At 34.1% G+C, this 21,932-nt stretch carries 20 protein-coding genes and 4 pseudogenes; 6 read left to right on the top strand and 18 right to left on the bottom strand.

The annotated features are described in order from the left end of the window. Nucleotides 1-59: 59 nt before the first annotated feature. Nucleotides 60-467 (bottom strand): hypothetical protein, encoded by a 408-nt coding sequence (locus tag EUC40_RS09050; RefSeq protein WP_156574541.1) that lies wholly within the window; start codon nucleotides 465-467, stop codon nucleotides 60-62. A gap of 137 nt (nucleotides 468-604) precedes the next feature. On the opposite strand from EUC40_RS09050, the gene EUC40_RS09045 reads away from it, so the two are divergent. Next, entirely contained in the window at nucleotides 605-1,807 is a 1,203-nt protein-coding gene (locus tag EUC40_RS09045) for an alanyl-tRNA editing protein (RefSeq protein ID WP_156574539.1), read from the top strand. Between the two features lie 44 nt (nucleotides 1,808-1,851). Here the strand turns inward: EUC40_RS09045 and EUC40_RS09040 are convergent. The 3 genes and pseudogenes from EUC40_RS09040 to EUC40_RS09030 all read right to left on the bottom strand — a co-directional run. Next, nucleotides 1,852-2,184, bottom strand: a pseudogene (locus EUC40_RS09040) (NUDIX domain-containing protein); the annotation flags it as partial. A 142-nt stretch (nucleotides 2,185-2,326) separates the two neighbouring features. Next, the gene (locus EUC40_RS09035) at nucleotides 2,327-3,457 is read right to left on the bottom strand and encodes an RNA-guided endonuclease InsQ/TnpB family protein (protein WP_156574537.1); all 1,131 of its coding nucleotides are present in this window, start codon (nucleotides 3,455-3,457) and stop codon (nucleotides 2,327-2,329) included. A 271-nt stretch (nucleotides 3,458-3,728) separates the two neighbouring features. Continuing rightward, nucleotides 3,729-3,848 (bottom strand): annotated as a pseudogene (locus EUC40_RS09030) (NUDIX hydrolase); the annotation flags it as partial. Between the two features lie 104 nt (nucleotides 3,849-3,952). Here EUC40_RS09030 and EUC40_RS09025 point away from each other — a divergent pair. Next, entirely contained in the window at nucleotides 3,953-4,534 is a 582-nt protein-coding gene (locus tag EUC40_RS09025; RefSeq protein WP_156574535.1) for a DUF6434 domain-containing protein, read from the top strand. Nucleotides 4,535-4,711: 177 nt separating this feature from the next. On the opposite strand, the gene EUC40_RS09020 is transcribed toward EUC40_RS09025, so the two are convergent. The 9 genes and pseudogenes from EUC40_RS09020 to EUC40_RS08985 all read right to left on the bottom strand — a co-directional run bounded on the left by EUC40_RS09020 (nucleotide 4,712) and on the right by EUC40_RS08985 (nucleotide 13,626). Further along, nucleotides 4,712-4,909 carry a hypothetical protein gene (locus EUC40_RS09020; RefSeq protein WP_000840055.1) on the bottom strand — a complete coding sequence of 66 codons (198 nt, stop codon included), beginning with the start codon at nucleotides 4,907-4,909 and terminating at the stop codon, nucleotides 4,712-4,714. 557 nt (nucleotides 4,910-5,466) lie between these two features. Further along, nucleotides 5,467-6,732 carry a helix-turn-helix domain-containing protein gene (locus tag EUC40_RS09015; RefSeq protein ID WP_046198963.1) on the bottom strand — a complete coding sequence of 422 codons (1,266 nt, stop codon included), beginning with the start codon at nucleotides 6,730-6,732 and terminating at the stop codon, nucleotides 5,467-5,469. A 360-nt stretch (nucleotides 6,733-7,092) separates the two neighbouring features. Then, nucleotides 7,093-8,184 carry an acetyl-CoA C-acyltransferase gene (locus tag EUC40_RS09010; RefSeq protein ID WP_156574533.1) on the bottom strand — a complete coding sequence of 364 codons (1,092 nt, stop codon included), beginning with the start codon at nucleotides 8,182-8,184 and terminating at the stop codon, nucleotides 7,093-7,095. Beyond that, nucleotides 8,177-9,637: an acyl-CoA synthetase gene (locus EUC40_RS09005; protein ID WP_156574531.1), complete on the bottom strand. Its 1,461-nt coding sequence runs from the start codon at nucleotides 9,635-9,637 to the stop codon at nucleotides 8,177-8,179. The genes EUC40_RS09010 and EUC40_RS09005 overlap by 8 nt, the downstream gene beginning before the upstream one ends. A gap of 62 nt (nucleotides 9,638-9,699) precedes the next feature. Beyond that, a complete protein-coding gene (locus tag EUC40_RS09000; RefSeq protein WP_156574529.1) occupies nucleotides 9,700-10,275 on the bottom strand; it encodes a biotin transporter BioY in 576 nt (191 codons plus the stop codon). A 123-nt stretch (nucleotides 10,276-10,398) separates the two neighbouring features. Beyond that, nucleotides 10,399-12,012 (bottom strand): long-chain fatty acid--CoA ligase, encoded by a 1,614-nt coding sequence (locus EUC40_RS08995; protein WP_156574527.1) that lies wholly within the window; start codon nucleotides 12,010-12,012, stop codon nucleotides 10,399-10,401. Nucleotides 12,013-12,181: 169 nt separating this feature from the next. Further along, nucleotides 12,182-12,970 (bottom strand): helix-turn-helix domain-containing protein, encoded by a 789-nt coding sequence (locus EUC40_RS08990; protein WP_098252599.1) that lies wholly within the window; start codon nucleotides 12,968-12,970, stop codon nucleotides 12,182-12,184. Between the two features lie 278 nt (nucleotides 12,971-13,248). Beyond that, nucleotides 13,249-13,419: pseudogene (locus EUC40_RS27495) on the bottom strand (GNAT family N-acetyltransferase); the annotation flags it as partial. A gap of 3 nt (nucleotides 13,420-13,422) precedes the next feature. Then, nucleotides 13,423-13,626 (bottom strand): hypothetical protein, encoded by a 204-nt coding sequence (locus EUC40_RS08985; protein ID WP_071711348.1) that lies wholly within the window; start codon nucleotides 13,624-13,626, stop codon nucleotides 13,423-13,425. A 152-nt stretch (nucleotides 13,627-13,778) separates the two neighbouring features. On the opposite strand from EUC40_RS08985, the gene EUC40_RS08980 reads away from it, so the two are divergent. Both EUC40_RS08980 and EUC40_RS08975 read left to right on the top strand, forming a co-directional pair. Further along, nucleotides 13,779-14,591: a GNAT family N-acetyltransferase gene (locus tag EUC40_RS08980; RefSeq protein WP_156574525.1), complete on the top strand. Its 813-nt coding sequence runs from the start codon at nucleotides 13,779-13,781 to the stop codon at nucleotides 14,589-14,591. 171 nt (nucleotides 14,592-14,762) lie between these two features. After that, nucleotides 14,763-14,975 (top strand): CsbD family protein, encoded by a 213-nt coding sequence (locus EUC40_RS08975; protein WP_000160405.1) that lies wholly within the window; start codon nucleotides 14,763-14,765, stop codon nucleotides 14,973-14,975. Between the two features lie 176 nt (nucleotides 14,976-15,151). Here EUC40_RS08975 and EUC40_RS08970 read toward each other — a convergent pair whose 3' ends face one another. The 4 genes and pseudogenes from EUC40_RS08970 to EUC40_RS08955 form a co-directional block, all read right to left on the bottom strand. Then, complete coding sequence (locus EUC40_RS08970; RefSeq protein ID WP_156574523.1) at nucleotides 15,152-16,630, bottom strand: DUF4822 domain-containing protein; 1,479 nt, start codon at nucleotides 16,628-16,630, stop codon at nucleotides 15,152-15,154. A 639-nt stretch (nucleotides 16,631-17,269) separates the two neighbouring features. Beyond that, a pseudogene (locus tag EUC40_RS08965) lies at nucleotides 17,270-17,520 on the bottom strand (DUF2164 domain-containing protein). Between the two features lie 17 nt (nucleotides 17,521-17,537). Next, the gene (locus tag EUC40_RS08960) at nucleotides 17,538-17,990 is read right to left on the bottom strand and encodes a peptidoglycan recognition protein family protein (RefSeq protein WP_071711346.1); all 453 of its coding nucleotides are present in this window, start codon (nucleotides 17,988-17,990) and stop codon (nucleotides 17,538-17,540) included. Nucleotides 17,991-18,005: 15 nt separating this feature from the next. Then, on the bottom strand, nucleotides 18,006-18,827 hold the full coding sequence (locus EUC40_RS08955; RefSeq protein WP_156574521.1) for a protein phosphatase 2C domain-containing protein: 822 nt from the start codon (nucleotides 18,825-18,827) through the stop codon (nucleotides 18,006-18,008). Between the two features lie 96 nt (nucleotides 18,828-18,923). On the opposite strand from EUC40_RS08955, the gene EUC40_RS08950 reads away from it, so the two are divergent. Beyond that, nucleotides 18,924-19,763 carry a YitT family protein gene (locus EUC40_RS08950; RefSeq protein ID WP_002018978.1) on the top strand — a complete coding sequence of 280 codons (840 nt, stop codon included), beginning with the start codon at nucleotides 18,924-18,926 and terminating at the stop codon, nucleotides 19,761-19,763. Between the two features lie 19 nt (nucleotides 19,764-19,782). Here EUC40_RS08950 and EUC40_RS08945 read toward each other — a convergent pair whose 3' ends face one another. After that, entirely contained in the window at nucleotides 19,783-20,154 is a 372-nt protein-coding gene (locus EUC40_RS08945) for a VOC family protein (RefSeq protein WP_071711344.1), read from the bottom strand. A 234-nt stretch (nucleotides 20,155-20,388) separates the two neighbouring features. On the opposite strand from EUC40_RS08945, the gene EUC40_RS08940 reads away from it, so the two are divergent. Continuing rightward, nucleotides 20,389-21,921, top strand: a complete 1,533-nt coding sequence (locus EUC40_RS08940) for a BA3702 family sensor histidine kinase (protein ID WP_156574519.1) — start codon at nucleotides 20,389-20,391, stop codon at nucleotides 21,919-21,921. Nucleotides 21,922-21,932 lie beyond the last annotated feature (11 nt).

Raw genomic sequence — 21,932 nt, 5'->3', positions numbered from 1 at the left:
CTACTCTCCCTGTTCTTACATAAAAAAAGAAAGCAAAGGTTCTGCTTTCTTTTCCCTTTTTATACTTGAGCTGTCGATACCCGAGCTGTTCTCGTTATATCCATATCTATGCCATATGTAAACTGTAGTTCTTTACAAACATCTTTAATTAAAATTGTAACATTATACTTTTCATTAAATTGTAAAACGATGTTTTCTACTTCTTCATATGTATACTTATATTCCCCTGTAATGACACTTTTTAAATCAAAGCATTCATTTATACAAAGTTGTACAAGTAGCTGGTCATATTTCTCTATTACATCTTCTTTCTTCCACAGTAACTCTTTTACATATAGCCGATCAAACTTCACACTTTCTCGATTACACTCCGTTAAAATCCGGGTCATTTCATTTAATTCTCGATACAATTCAGAAATATTTTTGCTTAAACTAAGCAGTTTATCTACACCGTCTTCATATAGCATATTCATTCCACCCCCGCATTTTCTTTTTCTTATTATAGCAAGAAAATTCTAAAAATAGTTTCTTTCTTCTGAAATATTAGGAAACTAATTTCAATTGCTTTACAATGAAACTAGTGAACACGAAAGGGGAAAGAAAATTGGAGCAAAAATTATATTACACTGACGCTTATAAAAAAGACTTTACTACTAAAATTATAAAACAAGATTATGATAAAGACGGTAACTTCTACGTTGTTTTAAACGAAACGGCATTTTATCCGACAGGTGGCGGACAACCGTATGATACTGGCATATTAAATGACATCGATGTAATCAATGTAGAAGAGATAGATGGAGAAATTCGCCACTTCCTTGCAGAACAATTACATACAGAAGAAGTAGAAGGTACAATTAATTGGGAGCGCCGTTTTGATCATATGCAGCAACATGCGGCTCAGCACATTTTATCCGCTGCTTTTTGGGACCATTTTAACATACCTACGATTGGATTCCACCTTGGTAAAGAAACGGTAACAATTGATTTAGAAACAGAAAATCTTCATGCGGAAACGGTTGAAAAAGCTGTACAAATCGCGAACAAAATTGTTTTCGAAAACCATCCAATCCGCATCGAGTGGATGAACTTAGAAAAAGCGAAAACATTCCCCCTTCGTAAAGAACCGACTATGACAGAAAATATACGCGTTGTTATGATCGAAAACTTTGATTATAACGGCTGTGGTGGAACGCATCCGAAACATACAGGTGAAGTAGGTCCTATTCAAGTACTTGATTGGGAGCGTAATAAAGGTGGCATCCGCTTAACATTTATCGCTGGTTGGCGCACAATTAAACTAATGGGACAACAGCAACAAATTATAAAGGATGTTTCTAAACAATTAAACAGTAGCGAGATTGATATTCCAGCAAAAGTAGCACAACTTCTTACTTCTCAAAAAGAAACCGAAAAAGCAATGCAAACAATGAATGAAAAATTATTATATGCAGAGGCAAATGAACTACTGCAACAGCCTTCAGAAATACATGCTGGCATACTTATTTCTAAAGTATTTATAAATCGTTCTATGCAAGAAATCGCAAAGCTTTCTGCTATTATTACAGAACAACAAGAGCATGCAGTTACATATTTCGTTATTGAAAACGAAGACAAACTACAATGCATCCTCGCTTGCGGAAAAACAGTCACGCTCGATATGAATGCTCTTTTAAAAGAGGCACTTCCTACAATTGAAGGAAAAGGTGGCGGAAATAAAAAGAGTGCTCGTGGCGGTGGGAAAGCGATTATGACCGGGGATGAGTTTTTAAATCAACTTGTTTCTTCTATACAGTCAGCAGTGTAAAACATGTTTATGAAGGATAGCTAACCGCTATCCTTCAATTATATTTACAGGCCTATATTTTGTTTCAACCCTTGATAACTCCCTGCACTTGCAAAACCTTCACTTATAAGAGTGATAAAAATTTCCGAAAAACCATAATGACTTAAGTCTTTAATCGGTACCATTTGCACATCATGAATCGGGTTATGATCAAATTCATTAGACGGTAGCGTAATTTCACCTTCAATCCTTTCAAGCAAAAATGTAATATGCAATAAAGGCGGGAGAGCATCTGGTTTATCACAAACATAGAGTAGCTTCTTAATTTTAACTTCTAACCCTGTTTCTTCTCTCATTTCTCGAATTATCGCTTCTTCTAACGTTTCACCATTCTCTACCGATACGATAAACTTAACTAAATCTATACAATTCAATCAAATTTACACAAGTTAGTGCTTCATCGTGTTCTCGCAACCCCGAAGGGACGAGGGGTATAACACTCCACACGAGGCAGTATCGTTACCTCACATTATCAAGCTTTTATTTTACCCATCTTGATAAATTTATCGAAGCATTTACATCTCTATCGTGATGGCTATTGCACCCAACACAGTCCCATTCACGAATCTTTAAACTCCACTGTCCTTCTGGTTGAACTGAATGGTCGTATTTTACTCCGCAACATGAACAAATCTTGCTTGAGGCGAACCATTTATCAGCTTTTACATACGCAATGCCATACTTCTCGCACTTGTATGATAAACATTGAAAGAAGAAGTTTAATTTTTGAAATGAAAATGCTTTCGATAGTTTTTTGTTTTTTAACAGGTTTGAGATAGGTAAGTCTTCCACAACAATCCTCATTGGTTTGGTTTTCACCAACTTAGCTGTTGCTTGATGGATATGGTTATTTCGGATATTAATAATTTTCCTAGATAACCGCAGGTGCTCAGCTTTAGCTTTTTCATATCCGGCAGACTGAATTTTTACACCTTTTTTAAATCTCCTAGACATATCTCTTTGTGCTAACTTTTTCCTTTTCAAAAGTTTTTTAACCTTGGCATCTTTGTTTATATTTCGTTCTTTCATACCATTAGAAGCTACAAAAAGCTCTTTTAAACCAACATCCACACCAATCGACTCATTGGTTAGTTCTTGGGATGCAAAATCTTCTTGAAACCCTACACTAATCCACCAGTGACGCCCATCAAATGTAACTCTTGGATTAGATGGTTTTTTGTTTCTTGGTAGTTGTTGGCTTGTTTTCACTTCTCCAATGGACTGAATATGAACTACTTTTTTTCCTATAATCAGTCTTTCATAATTGGCATAAAATCCTTGGATTAAATCTTTTTTGGATTTATAAGAAGTGTGAGAACCATTTTTGTACTTTTTGAACGAATTTTTTCTCGCCGTATCAAAATCTTTTGAAGCCTGTTTGGGAACTTGTGCATTAATGTCTTTTAACCACTCATATTTCTTTCGCTTCTTGATCTTTGTAAATCGTTTCTGTAAAGCTAACTGTGAAACAGATTTTCCAAATAGCTTATAGTATCTATCACTCATTCTTTTACAATAGTTATAAGCAAATCTTGCAGCACCGGCATGGTTTCTAAGCACTTTTTCTTGTTCAGGGGTTGGAATCAGTCTGACTTTCTTCGCCAATATCATCAGAATTTAACTCCTTTACTGTGCAATTATTCGGGCACTCACCTTTCAGATAATGAAAGGTTTGTTCTTCTGAATAGTAGCGTGTTCCACCAGCATTCTCTTAAGACTACTAGGATACAAACCTGTTAATTCCAATACTTGACTAACTCGTGAAAATTTCATTATTATTCCTACCTTATTGAATATACAATAGTACATACGTTCGATATATTCAATGAGGTTTGATAGATTTAATTAACTTTAGTTATAATTGATTAAATAAATCGTAACAGTTAGTTACCCTTCCTCCAGGTAAAGACCAATTGCGATTAGCAACCTTTTGCTTTACTAACAAAATCTTTTCATCTTCAATTAAAATTCCCGTAACACGAACTTGCATTACATTTTCCATATGCAATCTCCTCTTCCCGTTATATTTACAAATTAATCCTTCCATAAAAAGAACGTATGTTTTATAATTAAAGAAAATTATGGAAGAAAGAAGTTGTTACATTCATGCGTCCACCTTTAACAAAATCTATATTACTTGAAGATTTCCAAAACTATTATTGGTTAAAAGCAGAACTCCAAACATTTTGTCGTGAGCATGAGTTACCAGCTAGTGGCTCTAAGATCGAAATAACCGAGCGTATCTCACATTATTTAACTACTGGTAAAATATTAAAAAACAGCTCTGGTCAAAAGGCGAGTAAAACTTCTCTCTCTTATAAAGACCTTTCCCCTCAAACGATTATTACTAACAATCACCGCTGTAGCGAAGATGTTCGTGCTTTTTTCAAAGAAAAAATCGGAGCAAACTTCCGCTTTACAGTAGCTCTTCAAAAGTTTTTTAAAGAGAATGTTGGAAAAACATATGAAGACGCGATAACGTTTTGGTATGAAGAAAACGAACGAAAAAAAGATCCTACTTATAAAACAACTATCAGCGCGCAGTTTGAATACAATCGTTTCACTCGCGACTTTTTCGAAGACTCAAATAACAAAGGGAAATCAAAAGCTGATGCGATTACTGCTTGGAATGAAATAAAAGCGAAGCCTGGTAGCAACGCTTATATTCCTCAAAGAGTAGAAAACTAGTAGCACTACTATCAAGGCCTAAATCTAAAAAACTTTAAAAGATAATTAAATATTGAATAGAAATTAGTTGTTATTCAAGTATGTAATCACCGATATTAAGCATTTATCTCTTAGTTTGAATTTATATTTGCATAAATAGGCAATTGAGAAATAGATCCCAATTGCCTATTCAATTATTTAACTATCTCTTTTTCTTTCAGGAATAAAACTAGAAAGGAAAATGGCAACAACTAATGCCAGACTGAAGTTTTCAGTAGTATCAACCTCTAAACCATTTTTCCATTGATATATAAAGGATATCAATAATAAAAGTATTGCAATTCCACCCGTATATCTTACTACTTTTCGCTTAGTTCCCGTTTCGTTGCTTTTCATATGTATCCCTCTTTCTTATTTATTAAGTAAAGTATGCTGCATTATATCTTCAGTGCCATCAATTTTTTTGTTCATCTCATTTGCATTTGCTTAAATACTGTCTTTTTCATCCATTCTTTTTGTGATGTATGTTTCCGCTATGAGTGTTTATAAACATGATATAGCAATACTTCACGTTCATTTGAAAGGATTTTAAAATATTGATTATAACCTTTACTCTAATTCAAATGATAATTTATATTGTCTATCATATTTGTAGATCATTTTTTCTCTTGCATCAGAATAACTCCCTCCTTGCTGTTTGAGTTTCTGTACTTAAAATATACATGTTCATTTATGTTAATAACAATTAGTAAAATTCCATTAAAATTTTAGCGAATTATCAATTGTTTTAAACTTGATATTTTACCTTTTTGAAAATTTCAGAAAGATTTACTCCCCTAACTAGATATTTGACGAAAGTAATGTACTTGAATGGGAGCGTTATAAACATAGTAGTTTTACTGGTGTTAATTCCCTATTAGATCAATACATAAAAAACCCCACTTAAGCGTAGCTTAAGTGGGGAGTTGACTAGATATTTTCAAGTACTTTGCTGACATTTTATAAGCGCGATTATCATAAAAATAGTTTCCTAGTTCAGTAGCGAGTTCACGAACTAGAGGGTATTGCTTTTTTTCTAGACCCCTTTCAATAGCTTTTTGCATATTTTTCTCATATCCATGATTATCGCCCCTTAATTTGGATATTTTCCCCTTAAGTCCATATATTTCAACATATGCGTGTGGCATATCAGAAATTGATAACATTTCTAATGCATCATCCATCAGTTTATTAACAATTTTCCAGTCTTTAGATTCTATATAAATTTCTATTAAGTTTCTTACTGCGTATATTTTTTGAGCTTGATCTGGATAAAGATTGCTAGTCTGTAAACTTTTTTCATAACATTTAATAGAATTGGTGTAATCTTTTAATCCTTGATATATTTTCCCATAATTATATGCAATTAAAGGTAAATACATAGGATTATCGCTAACCTCTGCTTTAATTTCTGCTTGTTTTAAAGATTCAAGAGCTTTCTCTGATAGATTATCTTTTTGATATTGTAATGCAATAATTATAAGAATGTTTATTACTTGATTTTCTACATTTAATTTTTCATACAATCTGTAGGCTTTTTTAGCATACAAACGACTAATCGTTTGATCTTTATAAAGACTTTGATTTGTTAGACTTAGATTATAATATATATCAGCGTGTAGCCTAGTTTCATCTAAACCAAGTAAACTCTCTGTCTGCATATAAATTTCATTTGCAGTCATATAATCTTGTTTATTAGAAAAATAATGACCTCGAGCCATTAAATAATATATAAAGTCTTGAGTATATGGGGAGGCTACTTGATTTGGAATTACTTGCAAAGCCTCATTTACAATCGTTGCTACATGTAATAAGTTATTATTTCGAGAATGATAGTATATTAAAACACCATAGGCCTTTAATAATAAGAGAATAGAGTCTGTATCGCGAACATACAACTCTAAAGATGATAAGTCTTTAGAGCTTATAATATTATCATTTTTATACCTATTACATATTTCAAGAATCTTAGCTTCAATATCCTCATAATCTACACCTACAAGAAAGTTGTAATCAATATCTAGATTTTTAGCGATTTTTTTTAAAACAGAATTTGAAGGTTTAATTTGTCCATTTTCAATTCTACTTAAATAAGTTATAGAACATATCCCTGATACTACTTCCCCTTGCGTGAATTCTTTATGCATACGTATTTGTCGAATCCGTTCGCCAATGTTCATATTCCCATTCCTTTCTTCAAATAAACTGGTTTAATTATTTTAGAGCAATATAATAAGAATAACGCCTATATTACCTATCATAATATATGTATAGTTTTATGTTCAGAGAGAGAAATGTTATTAATACTTATCTGGATGCATATGAAATTTTTATGCTCAATTTACTAATATCAGCTTTTCCATCTTCCACCCATATTACTACATTATACCAATTTTCTGAGGCTCAGGCTTACAAATTTAACCTCAGGTAACTCAAAAATATAGAATAATAGTTGTTTGTTTTTTGGTTACTAAAAGAGGCTATTCACTCATATATAGAACTAATTATCCCCTATTAATCATAGTACAGTTAATACCTCACTAGTCTTCTACTTTCTCAAATAATAGCGCAAGCCCTATTCCACCACCAATTCCTAACGTCGCAATTCCATATTTCATATGCTCTCTTTTCGCTTGATAAAACAAACGTGTCACAAGCATAGCTCCAGATGCACCGTACGGATGACCGAGCGCAATTGCTCCACCATCTACATTTAATTTTTCGAAAGGAATTTGTAACTCCTTTGCACAAGCAACAACCTTTGAAGCAAATGCTTCATTTATTTCAAAATAATCGATGTCCTCTACTTTCATATTCATTTCGTTTAATAATTTGTTCACCGCAAATATCGGACCAGTTCCCGGAAGATTTGGATCCACTCCAACTACAGTACTATGAACGAAACGAAGTACAGGCTTGTATCCTAATTTTCGGGCTTGTCCCTCTTCCATTGCAAGAACTGCACATGCCCCATCATTTACACCACATGAATTCCCTGCCGTTACTGTACCACTTTGTAAAAATGCGGGCTTAGTTCTTTTAATCATTCTTTCATACTGCATTTCTCGCTTTATAGATTCATCTAACAATCCATTAAAAGACAATATTTCATCATGTATATATCCTTTTTCTAACGCTTGCAGTGTTCGTTTATAACTGAGGCATGCGAACTCGTCTTGCATTTCTCTCGTGATGTTATAACGCTTTGCAACATATTCAGCCGCTACTCCCATATCAGGATCACCAACTGTTTCTGGTGAAAATCGCGCCCTATTTTGAAAAGGTGACGTACTTGTACTCTCTACTCCTCCTGCAATATAACAATTACCTGCTCCGCCTTGAATGAAATGACATGCGGTGCGAATCGCTTCCAATCCGGCACCACATTGCCGGTCAATCGTTACACCAGGAATATGATAACCGAGCCCCGCCTCTAATGTAGACAGCCTTGCAATATTTCCTCCTGGCCCAACGACATTCCCTAATATCACATCGTCTATTTCTCTCTCAATTCCTTTACTTAAAAACGTAAGAAGTGGTGCTGCTAATTGCTGAACTTCATAATCTTTTAACATCCCATTCTTCTTGCCAATAGGTGTTCTTTTCGCCTCTACAATAACCGCTCTATTCATATATTTTCTCCCGGTTTTCAATCATACTTTTTGCTGCAACACGAGCAATCTTCCCGCTATTTGTATACGGGATTTCATCAACAAAATACCATTCTTTCGGTATTTTAAAAGAGGATAATCGTTGTAAGCAAAAATTCTTTAATTGTTGCTTCGTAGCACAGCCTTTTACGATAGCGACAGGTTTTTCACCCCAGTAACTATCTTTCACACCAACTACAACAATTTCTTCAACAGCTGGATGAGTATATAACACACTTTCTATTTCCTCTGGATAAATATTGATTCCTCCAAATAAAATCATATTCTTCTCTCTACCAACAATATATATATATCCTTCTTCATCTTGATAACCTACATCTCGCACTGTCATCCAGCCCTCAGTAGTCAACTCCTGGGCTACAACTCCATCTATTATGTATCCCATAAAAAACTGCTCACTTTTCACATAAATAGTTCCTACATCACCTGTCTGCACGATTTCTCCTGCTTCATTACATATTCGAACTTGCACATTGTGACAAGGCTTTCCTACCGAATTTAGCTTTCTGCTCTCTTCATCGACTAATGTTGTTACAAAACTAAGTTCAGATGCACCGTAAAATTCATATCTTTTCGCATTAGGAAATATACTCTTTATTTTTTCTTTCGCTTCAGCTTCCCACTTCGCTCCTGACGAAATAATTTTCATTTCATTTTCTATTACTCTATTTTCTTTATATAAAGATTCGAGCATTGTTGGTACTGTATACATGACCGAAATATTTTCAGTTATTAACGTATTTAACACTTGATTCGGAATAAACTTTCTCATAATATGTACAGTTTGTCCCATATATAATGCACTTATTGCACCGTATAAGAAAAGAGAGTGAACAAACGTCCCAGCTATTAAAATAGAATCTTCCTTTTTCATATGAAAGTCATGTACATTACAATCAAAACTATGAACCCACGATTGTTGTGCACGTAAAAATGCCTTTGCCTTCCCAGTCGATCCTGATGTAAATCCCATATAAAAAGGAGCATATTGTACACTTTCTACAATGTGCTCTGTAGGAAGATAGTTCTCTATTATTTGCTTCCATTTATCAATTTCAATTATTCTTCCTTCTTCATCCGAAATATCATTTAACTTATATCGTTCCGCAATAATCATATCTGGATTACTGATTGCTAGTCTTTCCTTTAGCTCATCCTTTTTCCATTTTATATCTAAGGGCACACACACCCATCCGGCCATAGCGGCACCAGCAAATAGTTGTAAAAACTCGATACTATTTTCTAATACAATTGCTATTGTTTTATTTTTTGATTCTTTTTCATTCAACCAGTTTACTACTTTACATACTGACTCAAACCACTCTTTATATGTTAAAACTCGATTATCTTCCTTTATCGCTATTTTATTTGCTTGTAAAGAGGCATGCTTTTTATATTCTTTTGTAATCCCCATTTGAGACGTCCTTCCCTTACAAAATAATAAAAAGAAACACGCAATGAACGTGTTTCTTTTTATTATCCTGCATTTGTATATTTCCCGCTCTTTAAAGCAGGCGTAATAATATGTTTCAATGAACGATGTAATTTCGTTACAAGAATTGCTGCTATAATCGCTTTTATGCAATCACCTGGTAAAAATACGACACTCACTTTCATCGTTTCCCATACAGAAATATCCATTACGAAAGCTTGCACAATAATACCAAATACATAAACTACGAAAATACCACCAATTATATTAATACATAATACTTTTATAATAGAAACTTTACGTAAACGCTCAATTAAATATCCAATGACAAACGCTCCAACAATATAACCAAGTAAATATCCTGCACTTGGCCCAAAAAATACACCAAGGCCACCGCGTCCACCAGCAAGTAATGGTGCTCCCACTCCTACAATAAGCAAGAAAACAAGTTGACTTAATGCACCAAGACGTGATCCTAACAGTCCACCAGCAAGCATAACACCAAGTGATTGTAATGTAATTGGAACTGGTGTAATAGAAAGAGCAATCGGAGGTATTAATCCTAACACTCCCATAATAGCACTAAATAAAGCGACGAAAACTAAGTTTTTTGTATTCATGTTTGCTTCTCCTATTTGTAAACTTAAATTAAAATTTAGATAACATATCACAAGAATTATATTATCTTTCAACCTCCCGTTTGTCAACTTAGTTTTAATGAAAGTTTACAAATAAGGATTCAATTATTTCTCTTTATGCAAATGCTCAAGCTCTTTCCGAAGCGCTTGTTTTAAAAACTTTCCAACAGATGTTTTCGGTATTTCTTCCATAAATACAATATCGTCTGGTAACCACCACTTCGCAAACTGTGGTTTTAAAAACTCATATATTTCTTCTTTTGTTACTGCACTATTTTTCTTTTGAACAACGCAGGCAACTGGTCGCTCTTGCCACTGCGGATGGGGAATTGCAACAACAGCTGCTTCAAATATAGCATCATGTGCCATTAATGCATTTTCAAGATCCACGGAAGAAATCCATTCTCCTCCGCTTTTAATAACATCTTTCGTACGGTCAACAATTTTCACGCAACCTTCCTCATCAACCGTAACGACATCTCCTGTATATAACCAACCATCACGAAAACCTTCGACAGTACGCTCATCGTTATAATAGCTTTCAGCGATCCATGGTGCTCGTAAACATAGTTCTCCCATCTCCGTACCGTCCCACTTCACTTCACCATTTGTACCGACTACTTTCATCTCTACACCTGGTACAAGATATCCTTGTTTTGAACGGATTTCTAATTGCTCTTCATACGACAATTCTGTTTCATAACTTTTTAAACGTGCAAGTGTTACGAGCGGGCTCGTTTCAGTCATTCCATATGCATGTATGAAAGGAACATTATGTTTTTGTTCAAATGCTTTAATAACACTTTTCGGCGCAGCTGCACCACCGCATAAAATTCTGGTCATACTAGATAAATCGTAACTATTATTTTCTAACTCTTGTAATACACCGAGCCAAATTGTCGGCACACCTGCAGCTATCGTTACTTTTTCAGATTGAATCATTTCTAATAAAATTCTCGGATTAAACATAGGCCCTGGAAGAACTTGTTTTGATCCAAACCAAGTAGCCGCAAAAGGAAGTCCCCAAGCATTCACATGAAACATCGGTACAATTGCCATCGCCGCATCGCTTTCCGATAAAGCAGCTGTATCAGCTAAACCAAGTGCCATACAGTGTAATACAGTACTTCGATGTGTATATACAACACCTTTTGGGTTTCCTGTAGTCGCTGACGTATAACACATACCAGCAGGTGTGTTTTCATCAATATCTTTTACAAATTGGAAATTTGCGTCGCCTTCTTCTAAAAGTTTCTCATAATGATATACAGGCTGAAGTGTAGTTTTTGGGAGCTCATCTTTATCAGTCATAACAATGTAGGCTTGTACAGTTGATAATTCGGATTGAATACTTTCAACGAGTGGTACGAGATCTTCATCAATAAGTAAAATTCGATCTTCTGCATGCTGAATAATGTATGAAATATGTTGAGGAGATAAACGAATATTAATTGTGTGTAAAACGGAAGCAATACCAGGAATAGCAAAATACGCTTCCACATGTCGATGATGATTCCACGCTAACGTACCTACACGTTCGCCTTCCTTAATCCCAATCTTTTTTAACGCACTAGAGAGTCTTCTCGTCCTTTCTCCTAGCTGCTTATACGTTAATGTCGTAATGGTATCATGTGTGCGAGAAACGATTTCTTTCTTCGGGAATAACTTTTCTGCTCTTTCCATCATAGAACTAATTGTTAGAGGTACATTCATCATCATATTGGTTACATCCTCCCTTTAAAGCGTTTTCATTTTAATATATTATAACAGACTTCAACAAATATTTACGATATTTTTCAGTATTTTCTGAATTATTTCTTTGGAAATAATTCAGCTCAATAAAAAAACATGTTTTGAATACACTGATCCGAAACATGTTTTTTATTTTTTATAAACTATCCACCTTTTTTCTTACTTTCTTTTTCAATTTAAAAATAAAACGATTACTATATTCTTTATTTTCTACTAAAATCCGATACGTCTCTAACACTCCTAAAACACGAACAAAAAGATAGAATCCAATAGCAATAAGTACAACACAGTAAGGATAATACTGCACTAGTTCTCCTGAAGTGATTCGTTTTTTCTCAAATAAAAACGGTATTGCCCCTGCTGCTATGAAACAAAATCCAACAACCACCACTGCAGCATATTTCTTTTTTATAGTCGCATATCTTTTTGTCAATTCTTTTAGAAAGTTTTGATCAAATAGTAGTTCTTCTTTTTTCAATACATTGTATCGACTCTCTTCTATCGTTACAGGTACCATCATTGCCCCAATCCCCAGCACTGCAATAATAATGACAAGGAACGTAGACATTGTTGCATTTTCTTTAAATAGTAAATACGGTATTGTAGATAAAATGAGCAAACTAAATCCTAACGCAATATATTTAGAAATTTTTTGTCCATACACTATATAACCTTCTGCCATTTCCTTACTTACGTAATAACCATTTTCCTTTTCATTACTTTGTTCAGCAGTTTCTTTTAATAAGTAATCAAGAGATACTTCGAATACATTTCCAATCATTATTAACTTTTCAGTTTCAGGAAACCCTTGACCATTTTCCCATTTACTAACTGCTTGCCTTGTCGTGTTTAATTTCTCAGCTAACGCTTCTTGAGAAAGTCCCTTTTCCTTTCTTAATTTAAATAATTTTTCACCAAATTCCATATGTGTGTCCCCCTTTGTTTTTCTTACCTAAATTGTATGTAAACATTGCCACTATCTCTATCTTCCTGCGGTTGCGCTTTGTCAACTTACGGTTGCGATTGTGTTATATTGCGGTTTCACCTACGATTTAGCTAGTTTCTTCTATGATTATGACGTTAATAAAACAATCCCTATTAATAACCAATTATAACAATTAAAGGTAATTATTGTTATAAAAAAAACAAAAAACTCCCTTATTTATTTAAAGGAGTTTTCAATATGAAATATTCCAAGAGGGGTAATTTTTCTTCCTCATATTGATTTATAATTTTCTCTATACATTTTGGTATGTCGTATAGCGATTGATATGCATCCCACACAGTATATGTTTTCATCTCTTTATCTGAGGCATACTCATATTTATGTAAAATATTACCCTTATTAACTTCCCTAATAAAACCACTTCTCAAGAATCATAACGGCTTCTGCTTAAATTTTTCATAATTTCGTACTTTTAATAAAAGGATATTCCCGCAATCTGTACAAATATAAGCATCTACTGGTGAAGATGTAAACATCGTTTCCTTTTTCCGTATTTGTGCATATCCGACAAACTCACCTTCTCCTATGTTATGAGAACCACAATTAGAGCATGTCTGCACGTCTTTCTGTTTCATGAGAGCACCACCTTTAATCTGTTTCCACTCCCTTCGACAGTTCACTTCCATTTCCCTTCCAAAAAACTTCATATTCTCTTACATTGCAACAGGAATCTCATGATAAAAATCGTATATGTACTATGAAATATATTAATTGACGGAGGAATTTTATGAATACTATTATGACAGTCAATGCTGCTCAAGAAATTGAACGTGCAGAAATAAATATGCTTTCTTCTAGATTAGAGGCACTACAGGCGATAAAAGAAAATCCAATGCAAGTACAAATGAAACAATTCGGAAGTGCCACTGCTTTTTCATCAAAAGTAATTGCTGGTCCGTCTTTTAATACGGTAAAAGGTATTACATTTACAAATACAGATGAATTAGATGAAATTATCTCTTATTATCATGCATTACAAATCCCTTGTCGTTTTGAAATTACACCCGCTCAAGGGACAGCTGAATTATTTCAATACTTATCTCAAAAAGGATTTTACCAATCCAGCTTCCATACCGCTTTATATAGTATACCGAGAGAAGATCCAGCCCTGCTTCCTGCTAACATTTCAGTACGCCAACTGAAAGAAAATGAATTTCATATTTTTGCAGACATATATGTACGTGGATTTAATATGCCATCCTTTACAAAAGATGGAGTGCGCCAAAATAACGAAATTCTTTACGATAAACCAGGATGGCATTTTTTCATAGCCGAAGTTCAAAATACTCCTGCAGGCATTGGTGTCCTGTACATAAATAATGGGATTGCTTCATTAGCTGCTTCTGCTACTTTGCCAGAATTTCAGCGTAAAGGCTGTCATACTGCATTAATTCAAAAGCGAATTGAAACAGCAATAGCATCAAACTGCCAATTAATAGTTGGACAAGCCATGTTCGGTAGCGGCAGTCAAAATAACATGGAACGTGCCCATATGAAAATTGCTTATACAAAATCAATCTGGACCGCAAAAGACATGTAGTTAACATTCTTTCTCTTCTCATTACAACTTTATACACTTTATGACAATTCCTTTTCAACTCTATTAATCATTTGAATATTCAAACTAGATTTGTTACGCTATTACTAGATACATCATTCAACTTGCAATATGAAAAGAGAATTCTAATCAAACTACAAGGAGGAGAAATGTATGACAAAGCATGATCATGGTTTAAAAGAAAAAGTAGAAGGTGCCATTGATAAAGTAAAAGGTGAAGTAAAGGAAGTTGTTGGGAAAGTAACTGACAATAAGAAATTACAAGCCGAAGGAAAATGGGATAAAATCAAAGGCACTGCTAAAGATACTGTCGGTAATGTAAAAGAAAAAGTTCATGAATATAAAGAACATAAAGAGAATAAATAAAAGAACGAGAAAAGAGAATTTGTATTTTATATTTACCCATAAAATCATTTTAAAACGACAAATAGATGCCTCAAGGCATCTATTTGTCTATAAACAACTATTTTAATTCTCTAATCACTCAGCCTTTTCCTTACTAACATATTTCCTTTACTAGAGTAAAAGATTACTTTTACATCTTACTTTGTGAAATTCGGTTTTAGGTCACCTGTATACGGTTCATGCTCAACAAAGATTTTTATATCTTTTCCATTCGCATCTTTCCCTATTCTTGTATACGTAAATTTATCTTTATTTAACTCTGTAAGTTCAAGGACTGCACCATATTTATTATTTCCTAACGATACGTGAGCTCTTATTTTATTACCATGTACCACATCAAAGAAACCATAGTCTCCACGACTTTCTCCTGTATTCACATTGAAAAACTCATATTTATTTGTATTTTTATCGTATTTTGCTAGACTGATTAAGTTTGAGTTGTATTTTGTTACATTATTACCCTGTTCGTCTAATACCACCGTTCCGTTCCATAGTGTACTAGATAAAATTTCATCGCCATCAACGTTTGTAACTATTTTTCCCGTCGAGCTCTCTAAATTTTTATCAGGACGCGTGAAAGACAACTCTTTTTCATGATAAGGAACATGTTCAACAAATACTTCTACATCGTTCCCTTTTGTATCTTTCCCCATTCTTTTATATGTAAATTTCTCCTTGTCTAATTGCGTTAATTCAACAACCGCTTGATAATTTTGCGTTTCAGAAATTAACACTCTCTTCTTTCCATCGTTAGTTATAAAAAAAGTACCGATATCATTACGACTCTCTCCTGTATTTGCATTAAAAAATTCATACCTTGCCGTTTTAGCATCATATTTTGCAAGCCCGATGAAATTTTGATTTTCTTTCGTTAAATCATTATGATCTTTGTCATAGACTTTTGTCCCTTGCCAATTTGTTTCACCAAGTATACTAGCCAGTATTTGCCCTTTCGTTTGTTTAGTTTGCTCAGTTTCTTGTATTGCATTGTATAAAAATTGTGCATACTGTTCGCGCGTCACATCCATACTTGGAGCAAATTTCCCTCCTCCTACTCCTTTTGCAATATTATTTGTTTGAACAGCACTAATTGCATTTCTTGCCCACGAATTCGTTGAAACGTCATTAAAAGTGTGATTACCCTTTTCCTTTAAATGAAAAGCATTTGTAAGAACCTGTGCCATTTCTGCACGTGTTAAGGATGCCTTCGGTCTAAAGTTCCCATGCTCGTCCCCCGTAAAAACACCCATTTCTGTTAAAGACAAAATTTCCTTTATATAGCTTGTCGACTCTTCGCTTACGTCCCCATACGGGTTCTGATAATTTTTGTTTTCTGTCATATTAAAATAACGATACATTAAAGCTGCAACTTGTTCGCGCGTTACGTTATCTCCAAAACCAAATCTTCCATCATCATAGCCGAAAATGATTTTCTCACCTGTTAATTGCTGAATCGCCTCATATGCCCAGTGATCCTTTGGAACATCTTTGAATACACCAGTATGATTCGTTTGTGGTGTATTCTCTTCTGCTTTCACCTCTCCATTTCCTTCACTTAATAGGCTTCCACCTAAAACCACTGATATGATACATGTTTTTAAAATTGTTTTATTCATAGCTTCCCAATCCTTTCCTTCATTTAACAAAGAACTACCCCACTTTTCTTCCAAAGGAAGATTCTATGTGAGCAATTCATGTTTTAAGTTTTAATTACAGCTAATTGGATATAAAGTGAAACTTTAATCAGTGGGGGTTTTCTTCATCCCCCACTGATTATTAGTTGAACCAATCGGACTTTAATGGGCAGTTGATCCCCCACCTAACTTCTTTGCTTCCGCTAAATTTTGAGGTGGGGGTCTTACTGCCCATTAAAGCGGGATAAATTTTCTATCCCCCGAACTTTGATACAAAGTATATCGCTACCTACATCGTTACATCTCCAAAGTTCCTTTTCGTAGTGTCCATAGCTGCTATATAGGAATTATAAATAGCAACTATAAATTGCCCATAAATAAATTATTAAAAAAAGATAAAATTAAGATAATATATTTTTAATCTCAATCTTTTTATAAAAAAAACGTTATTCTTTCTCATCTAGCTTGTTAAGAAAGAATAACGTTTTTTAAATTCTAGGATCCCATTTGGCACAAAAGAAAAGTTTTATTTTATATGGCTAAAAACAACTTCACGGCTCTTTCCAAACAGAACATCGGAAAGAAGCCGCGGCATATACTTATTTTATAATTGGCGAAAGTTTACTTCCCTTCACTCTTCTCTAATACATACAAATCTTCTTCAATATTTGATAATTTTTCAGTTACAAGTTTTCTTGCATCCCCAATTGCTTGATTGTATGCAAAAGGTCCTACTAATTTAATCATTTCTTCTATTAAACGTTCTGCTTGAAAACGCCCAATTTCATCTAAATCTTCTTCAACGAAAAATTGCTGAATTTGTGCTACAAGCTCTTCTTTTTATCAGTTGGTATTTTTATGTTCATCATCATTCGTTACTCCTCTATATTTAAGATAATACTTTTCTTAACTCTACCATAGAAAAGCGATTTCCTGGACAGGTTTTTGTAACCCCTTCTAACTCCCTATGGCCGAGTATATTTTCTTGCTCTACAGCAAACTGTTTCATAAACATTTTACATAAAGAATATAATGAATTCATTTGCGGGGTAGTTGGATCATATTTATCAAAATTACCCGCCATACATATTCCAATTGTATCCCTATTATTATCTTTCGCATGTGCTCCAATATGTAAACCTCGCCCTTCGACTACAGTTCCATCTTCTTCAATAAAATAATTGTAACCAATCCCGCTCCATCCCCTTACCTTTTGATGAAATTCATGTGTTTTATACACATCCCATCCATCTTCTGATGTATGGTGAATAATAAGCTTATTTACTCTTTCTAACGGAATTAATTCATCTTGAAACGTTAAATTTACACATTTAATTTCCATATGAATTACCTCCTCTTAAAAATCAATCATTATAATTGTTTTATCGTCTGGTCTTATTCTATTTTCTTCTTCTAACTCTTCAATAATTTCTATATATTCGTTTATACTATTCTTCCTTATATATGCAACAGTTTGTTCAATTGACCAATCTGGGTGAAATAGCCCATCTGAACAAATAAAAATCCCGCTCACTTCATCTATATGTAATTCACCATGTTGTAAATAATTCATTGCTTCTTTCATTCCATTTGCAACGGAATACCCACCCTGCATATTTGCAAGATAACGATTGTATTTTAACTGTTCTCGAACATCTTGAAAAACATGTTCTTCTGGTACAGATAAACCTTTTTCACGATCTTCTTCCCTTTTCTTTTTGGCTCGTTTACTAATTCCTTTAACAGTGTCTTTTGTTACTACTTGCATCATTCCATTTCGAAGGATTGCGACAATCATACAGTCCCCTAGCTGCGCATATTCAATTTTCGTACCATCTATTTGAACTGCGGCAATACATGTGCACCACAAATCTTCTTTTTTTGCCGTATCAACCTTATATTCTAGCATCTTGCTTTGTAATACTTCATTTGCTTTCGCAACTGTAACTTGCAAACTATAATTTTCTCGTAATGAAGTAAAATAACTTGCAAATAAATGTGAAGCGATGTATGCTCCATTGTGTCCCTTTTCATCTTGAAAAGGAACGAGTGGTGTTGCCCCGTCGCATACACCATACATCATTTTATCTTCATTACAAAAATAAGAATCCTCACATTCTTGCTTCAACGGACTTTTTTGTTGATATGTTTTTATCTTCACAACTGTATCCCCTTTCAAATGATAAAATACTCAAATTCTTTTGATTAATCTAATTTTCCAAAATAAACTGTTTTCCCCTAAAACTTTCAATATCATATATAATCTTGAAATAATATGAATTTTTTAGTGAAGGACGGGAAAGAAATGGTTAGATTTCTTGGTGTTATTATTGGTTCTATTATTATCGCGATTGCCTTTAATCTTTTCCTTATCCCCCACAAAATTTTAAGTAGTGGAATTGGCGGAATTGCTATTATTTTAGGGATTGTAACTCCTGTGAATACAGGTATTATTAACTTCGTATTAAACTTACCTATCCTTATTTTAGGATACATAGGTCTTGGAAAAAAAGTAATTTTTAACACTGTTATCTCTGTAATTGTATTATCTGTTGCATTATACTATGTTCCAGTAAAAGTCGTAGCAACAGATCCACTTTTATCATCTATCTTCGGAGGTGTCATTGCCGGAGCTGGTATCGGTCTTGTTTTTAATTGCAATGGATCAACTGGTGGATTTGATATTATCGGTATGTTATTATCCCGCAAGCGAGACATTAAACTTGGCGGATTCCTTATTGCTTTAAATGCAGTCGTTGTTGTTATTGCAGGATTCTTCTTCACTTGGGATGTTGCACTTACAAGCTTACTTTCAATTTATGTAACTGGTAAAGTAATCGATGCTGTTCATACAAAACATAGTAAAGTTACACTTATGATTGTAACAAACGAAGCAGAAAAAATGAAACAACACCTTCTTTCAACCGTTGTACGTGGGATTACATTACTTGACGGCGAAGGTGCTTATTCAAGCGAGAAAAAGCGTGTACTTATGACAGTCGTTTCTCGTGAAGAATTAGCAAGTATGAAACTAACAATTTCTGAAATTGACCCAAATGCGTTCGTTAATATTACGGAAACTGTAGAAGTGTTAGGACTTTTCAGAAGAAATTAAAGACTAGGCGGGAATCCACCTAGTCTTTATTTTGCATAAATTCAACCCGATTTCCAAATGGATCAGACACGTAAAATCTAATTACATCTGGTCGTGCATGATCATCAATCAATTCGACACCTCGATCTATCAACATTTGCTTAAATTCATTAATTTCATTCACATAAAAAGCAGGATGTGCCTTTTTAGCTGGTATAAAGTTTTGCTCCACACCAATATGGATTTCTTGATTCCCACACTTAAACCAACATCCACCACGCTTCTTTAATTCTTCTGGCTTCGGAATTTCTTCCATGCCAATTGTATTACCATAAAATTCTCGCGCTTCTTCTTCACATCCTGCAGGTGCAGCAACTTGCACGTGGTCGATTCCTTGAATATAGTTTCTCATTTTCTCTCCCCCTCTTCTATTCTAATGTTATAAGGAAAACAGCCCCCTGTAACTTACAAAAGATTTATAAAACCATATAAGATCCTCTTATTACCACCTTATACTCCCTTTTACAAAAAGAAAAAAACAAAATTTATTCTGCAACTTCCATTTTTTATAGAAATACACATTACATCTATATTATAGTTATGAATAGACAAATCTTTTAGATGCTAGTTGTACGGAGGAAATATTATGAGTCGTAAAAAATATTCATCTACACCAAAAAAACGTCCGCCTAATATATCTGGGCGTTTGCGAAACCATATTCAAGATCGTTCTTTAGTAGAAATGTATGCCTCTCTTTTTGAACACAACCCTGATAGTATTATTTCATTGAACTTAGAAGGCGTTATTTTGCATATTAATCCTTCTGCTGAAAGAATACTAGGTTACTCTTCAGAAGAATTAGAGCGAAAAAACATCACCACTATTTTAGAAGCTCATATTTCTGAACAAGTGCCACAATATATAAAAAATACTACAGCTGACAATCAAAAAGAGTATATCATCTCTATTTACCATAAAGACGGCTATTTATTAGATGTTGTAACAAAACTAGTTCCGACTTTTGTTCGCAATCGTCTAACAGGTGTATATGCGATTATGAAGCCCCTTGAAAAATCAGAAAGAATTGAGAAAATGTTAAAAGATAGCGAGAAGCGATTGCGTACATTGATGAATTCAATGCCTGCGTTTGTTATATTCAAAGATCATGAAGGTCGCTGGCTTGAAGCAAATGACTATGCACTTTCTTGCTTCAATTTCCACCATGTACCGTATCACGGAAAAAGGGATAGTGAACTCATTCAATATAATGAAGCGTACCGAGAAGCTTTTTTACACTGTGAAGAAGTAGATGAACTAGCATGGCAACAAAGACAAATTCTTCATGGAGAGGAATTCATTATACATAGAGATGATTTCGACCTCATCTTAAGTATATCAAAAGTTCCACTTTATCATCCCGACGGTTCTCGCAAAGGTCTTATCGTGATGGGCAGGGATGTTACTGAGCTAAAAGAAACTGAGAAGTTATTACGAAAATCAGAAAAACTCGCAGTAGTCGGACAACTGACAGCTGGAATTGCCCATGAAATTCGAAATCCACTCACTTCTCTCAAAGGTTTTTTAACATTGCTACTCCCTGAAATAAATGAGGACAATAAATGGTATGTCGATGTTATGTTAAGTGAGATTTCACAAATGGAATCTATCACGAGTCAATTTATGGCGATGTCGAAACCTCAAGTTTTATCTATACAAACTTGCAACATACAAACTTTAATAGAAGAGGTAGTCACATTCATTTTACCGACTGCCATCATGCATAGCGTCCATATTATTATGGATCATTTTAATCATAAACATGACATTCAATGCGACGGTAATCAATTAAAACAAGTTTTTATTAACGTATTAAAAAACGCAATAGAAGCGATGCCAAATGGCGGAAATATTTTCATTCAAATCAAACCGTTAGACGATAATTTCATCGTAATTCGTATTATTGACGAAGGCTGTGGCATTCCAGAAGATCGCATCTCTCGTTTAGGCGAACCGTTTTATAGTTTAAAAGAAAAAGGTACTGGACTAGGATTGATGATGTGCTACAAAATAATTGAAGAACATCATGGGAAATTACACATTTCAAGTGAAATAAATAAAGGTACTATCGTTGATATTCAATTACCACTTTCTTCATCACATCTTGCAATCCAGTCTTAACTATAAAAGAA

Origin of the sequence: Bacillus luti, from assembly GCF_009739945.1 — a bacterium.
Taxonomy (GTDB): domain Bacteria; phylum Bacillota; class Bacilli; order Bacillales; family Bacillaceae_G; genus Bacillus_A; species Bacillus_A luti.
The sequence above is the reverse complement of the archived record's forward strand: the minus strand, read 5'-3'. Positions and strand labels throughout refer to the sequence as shown.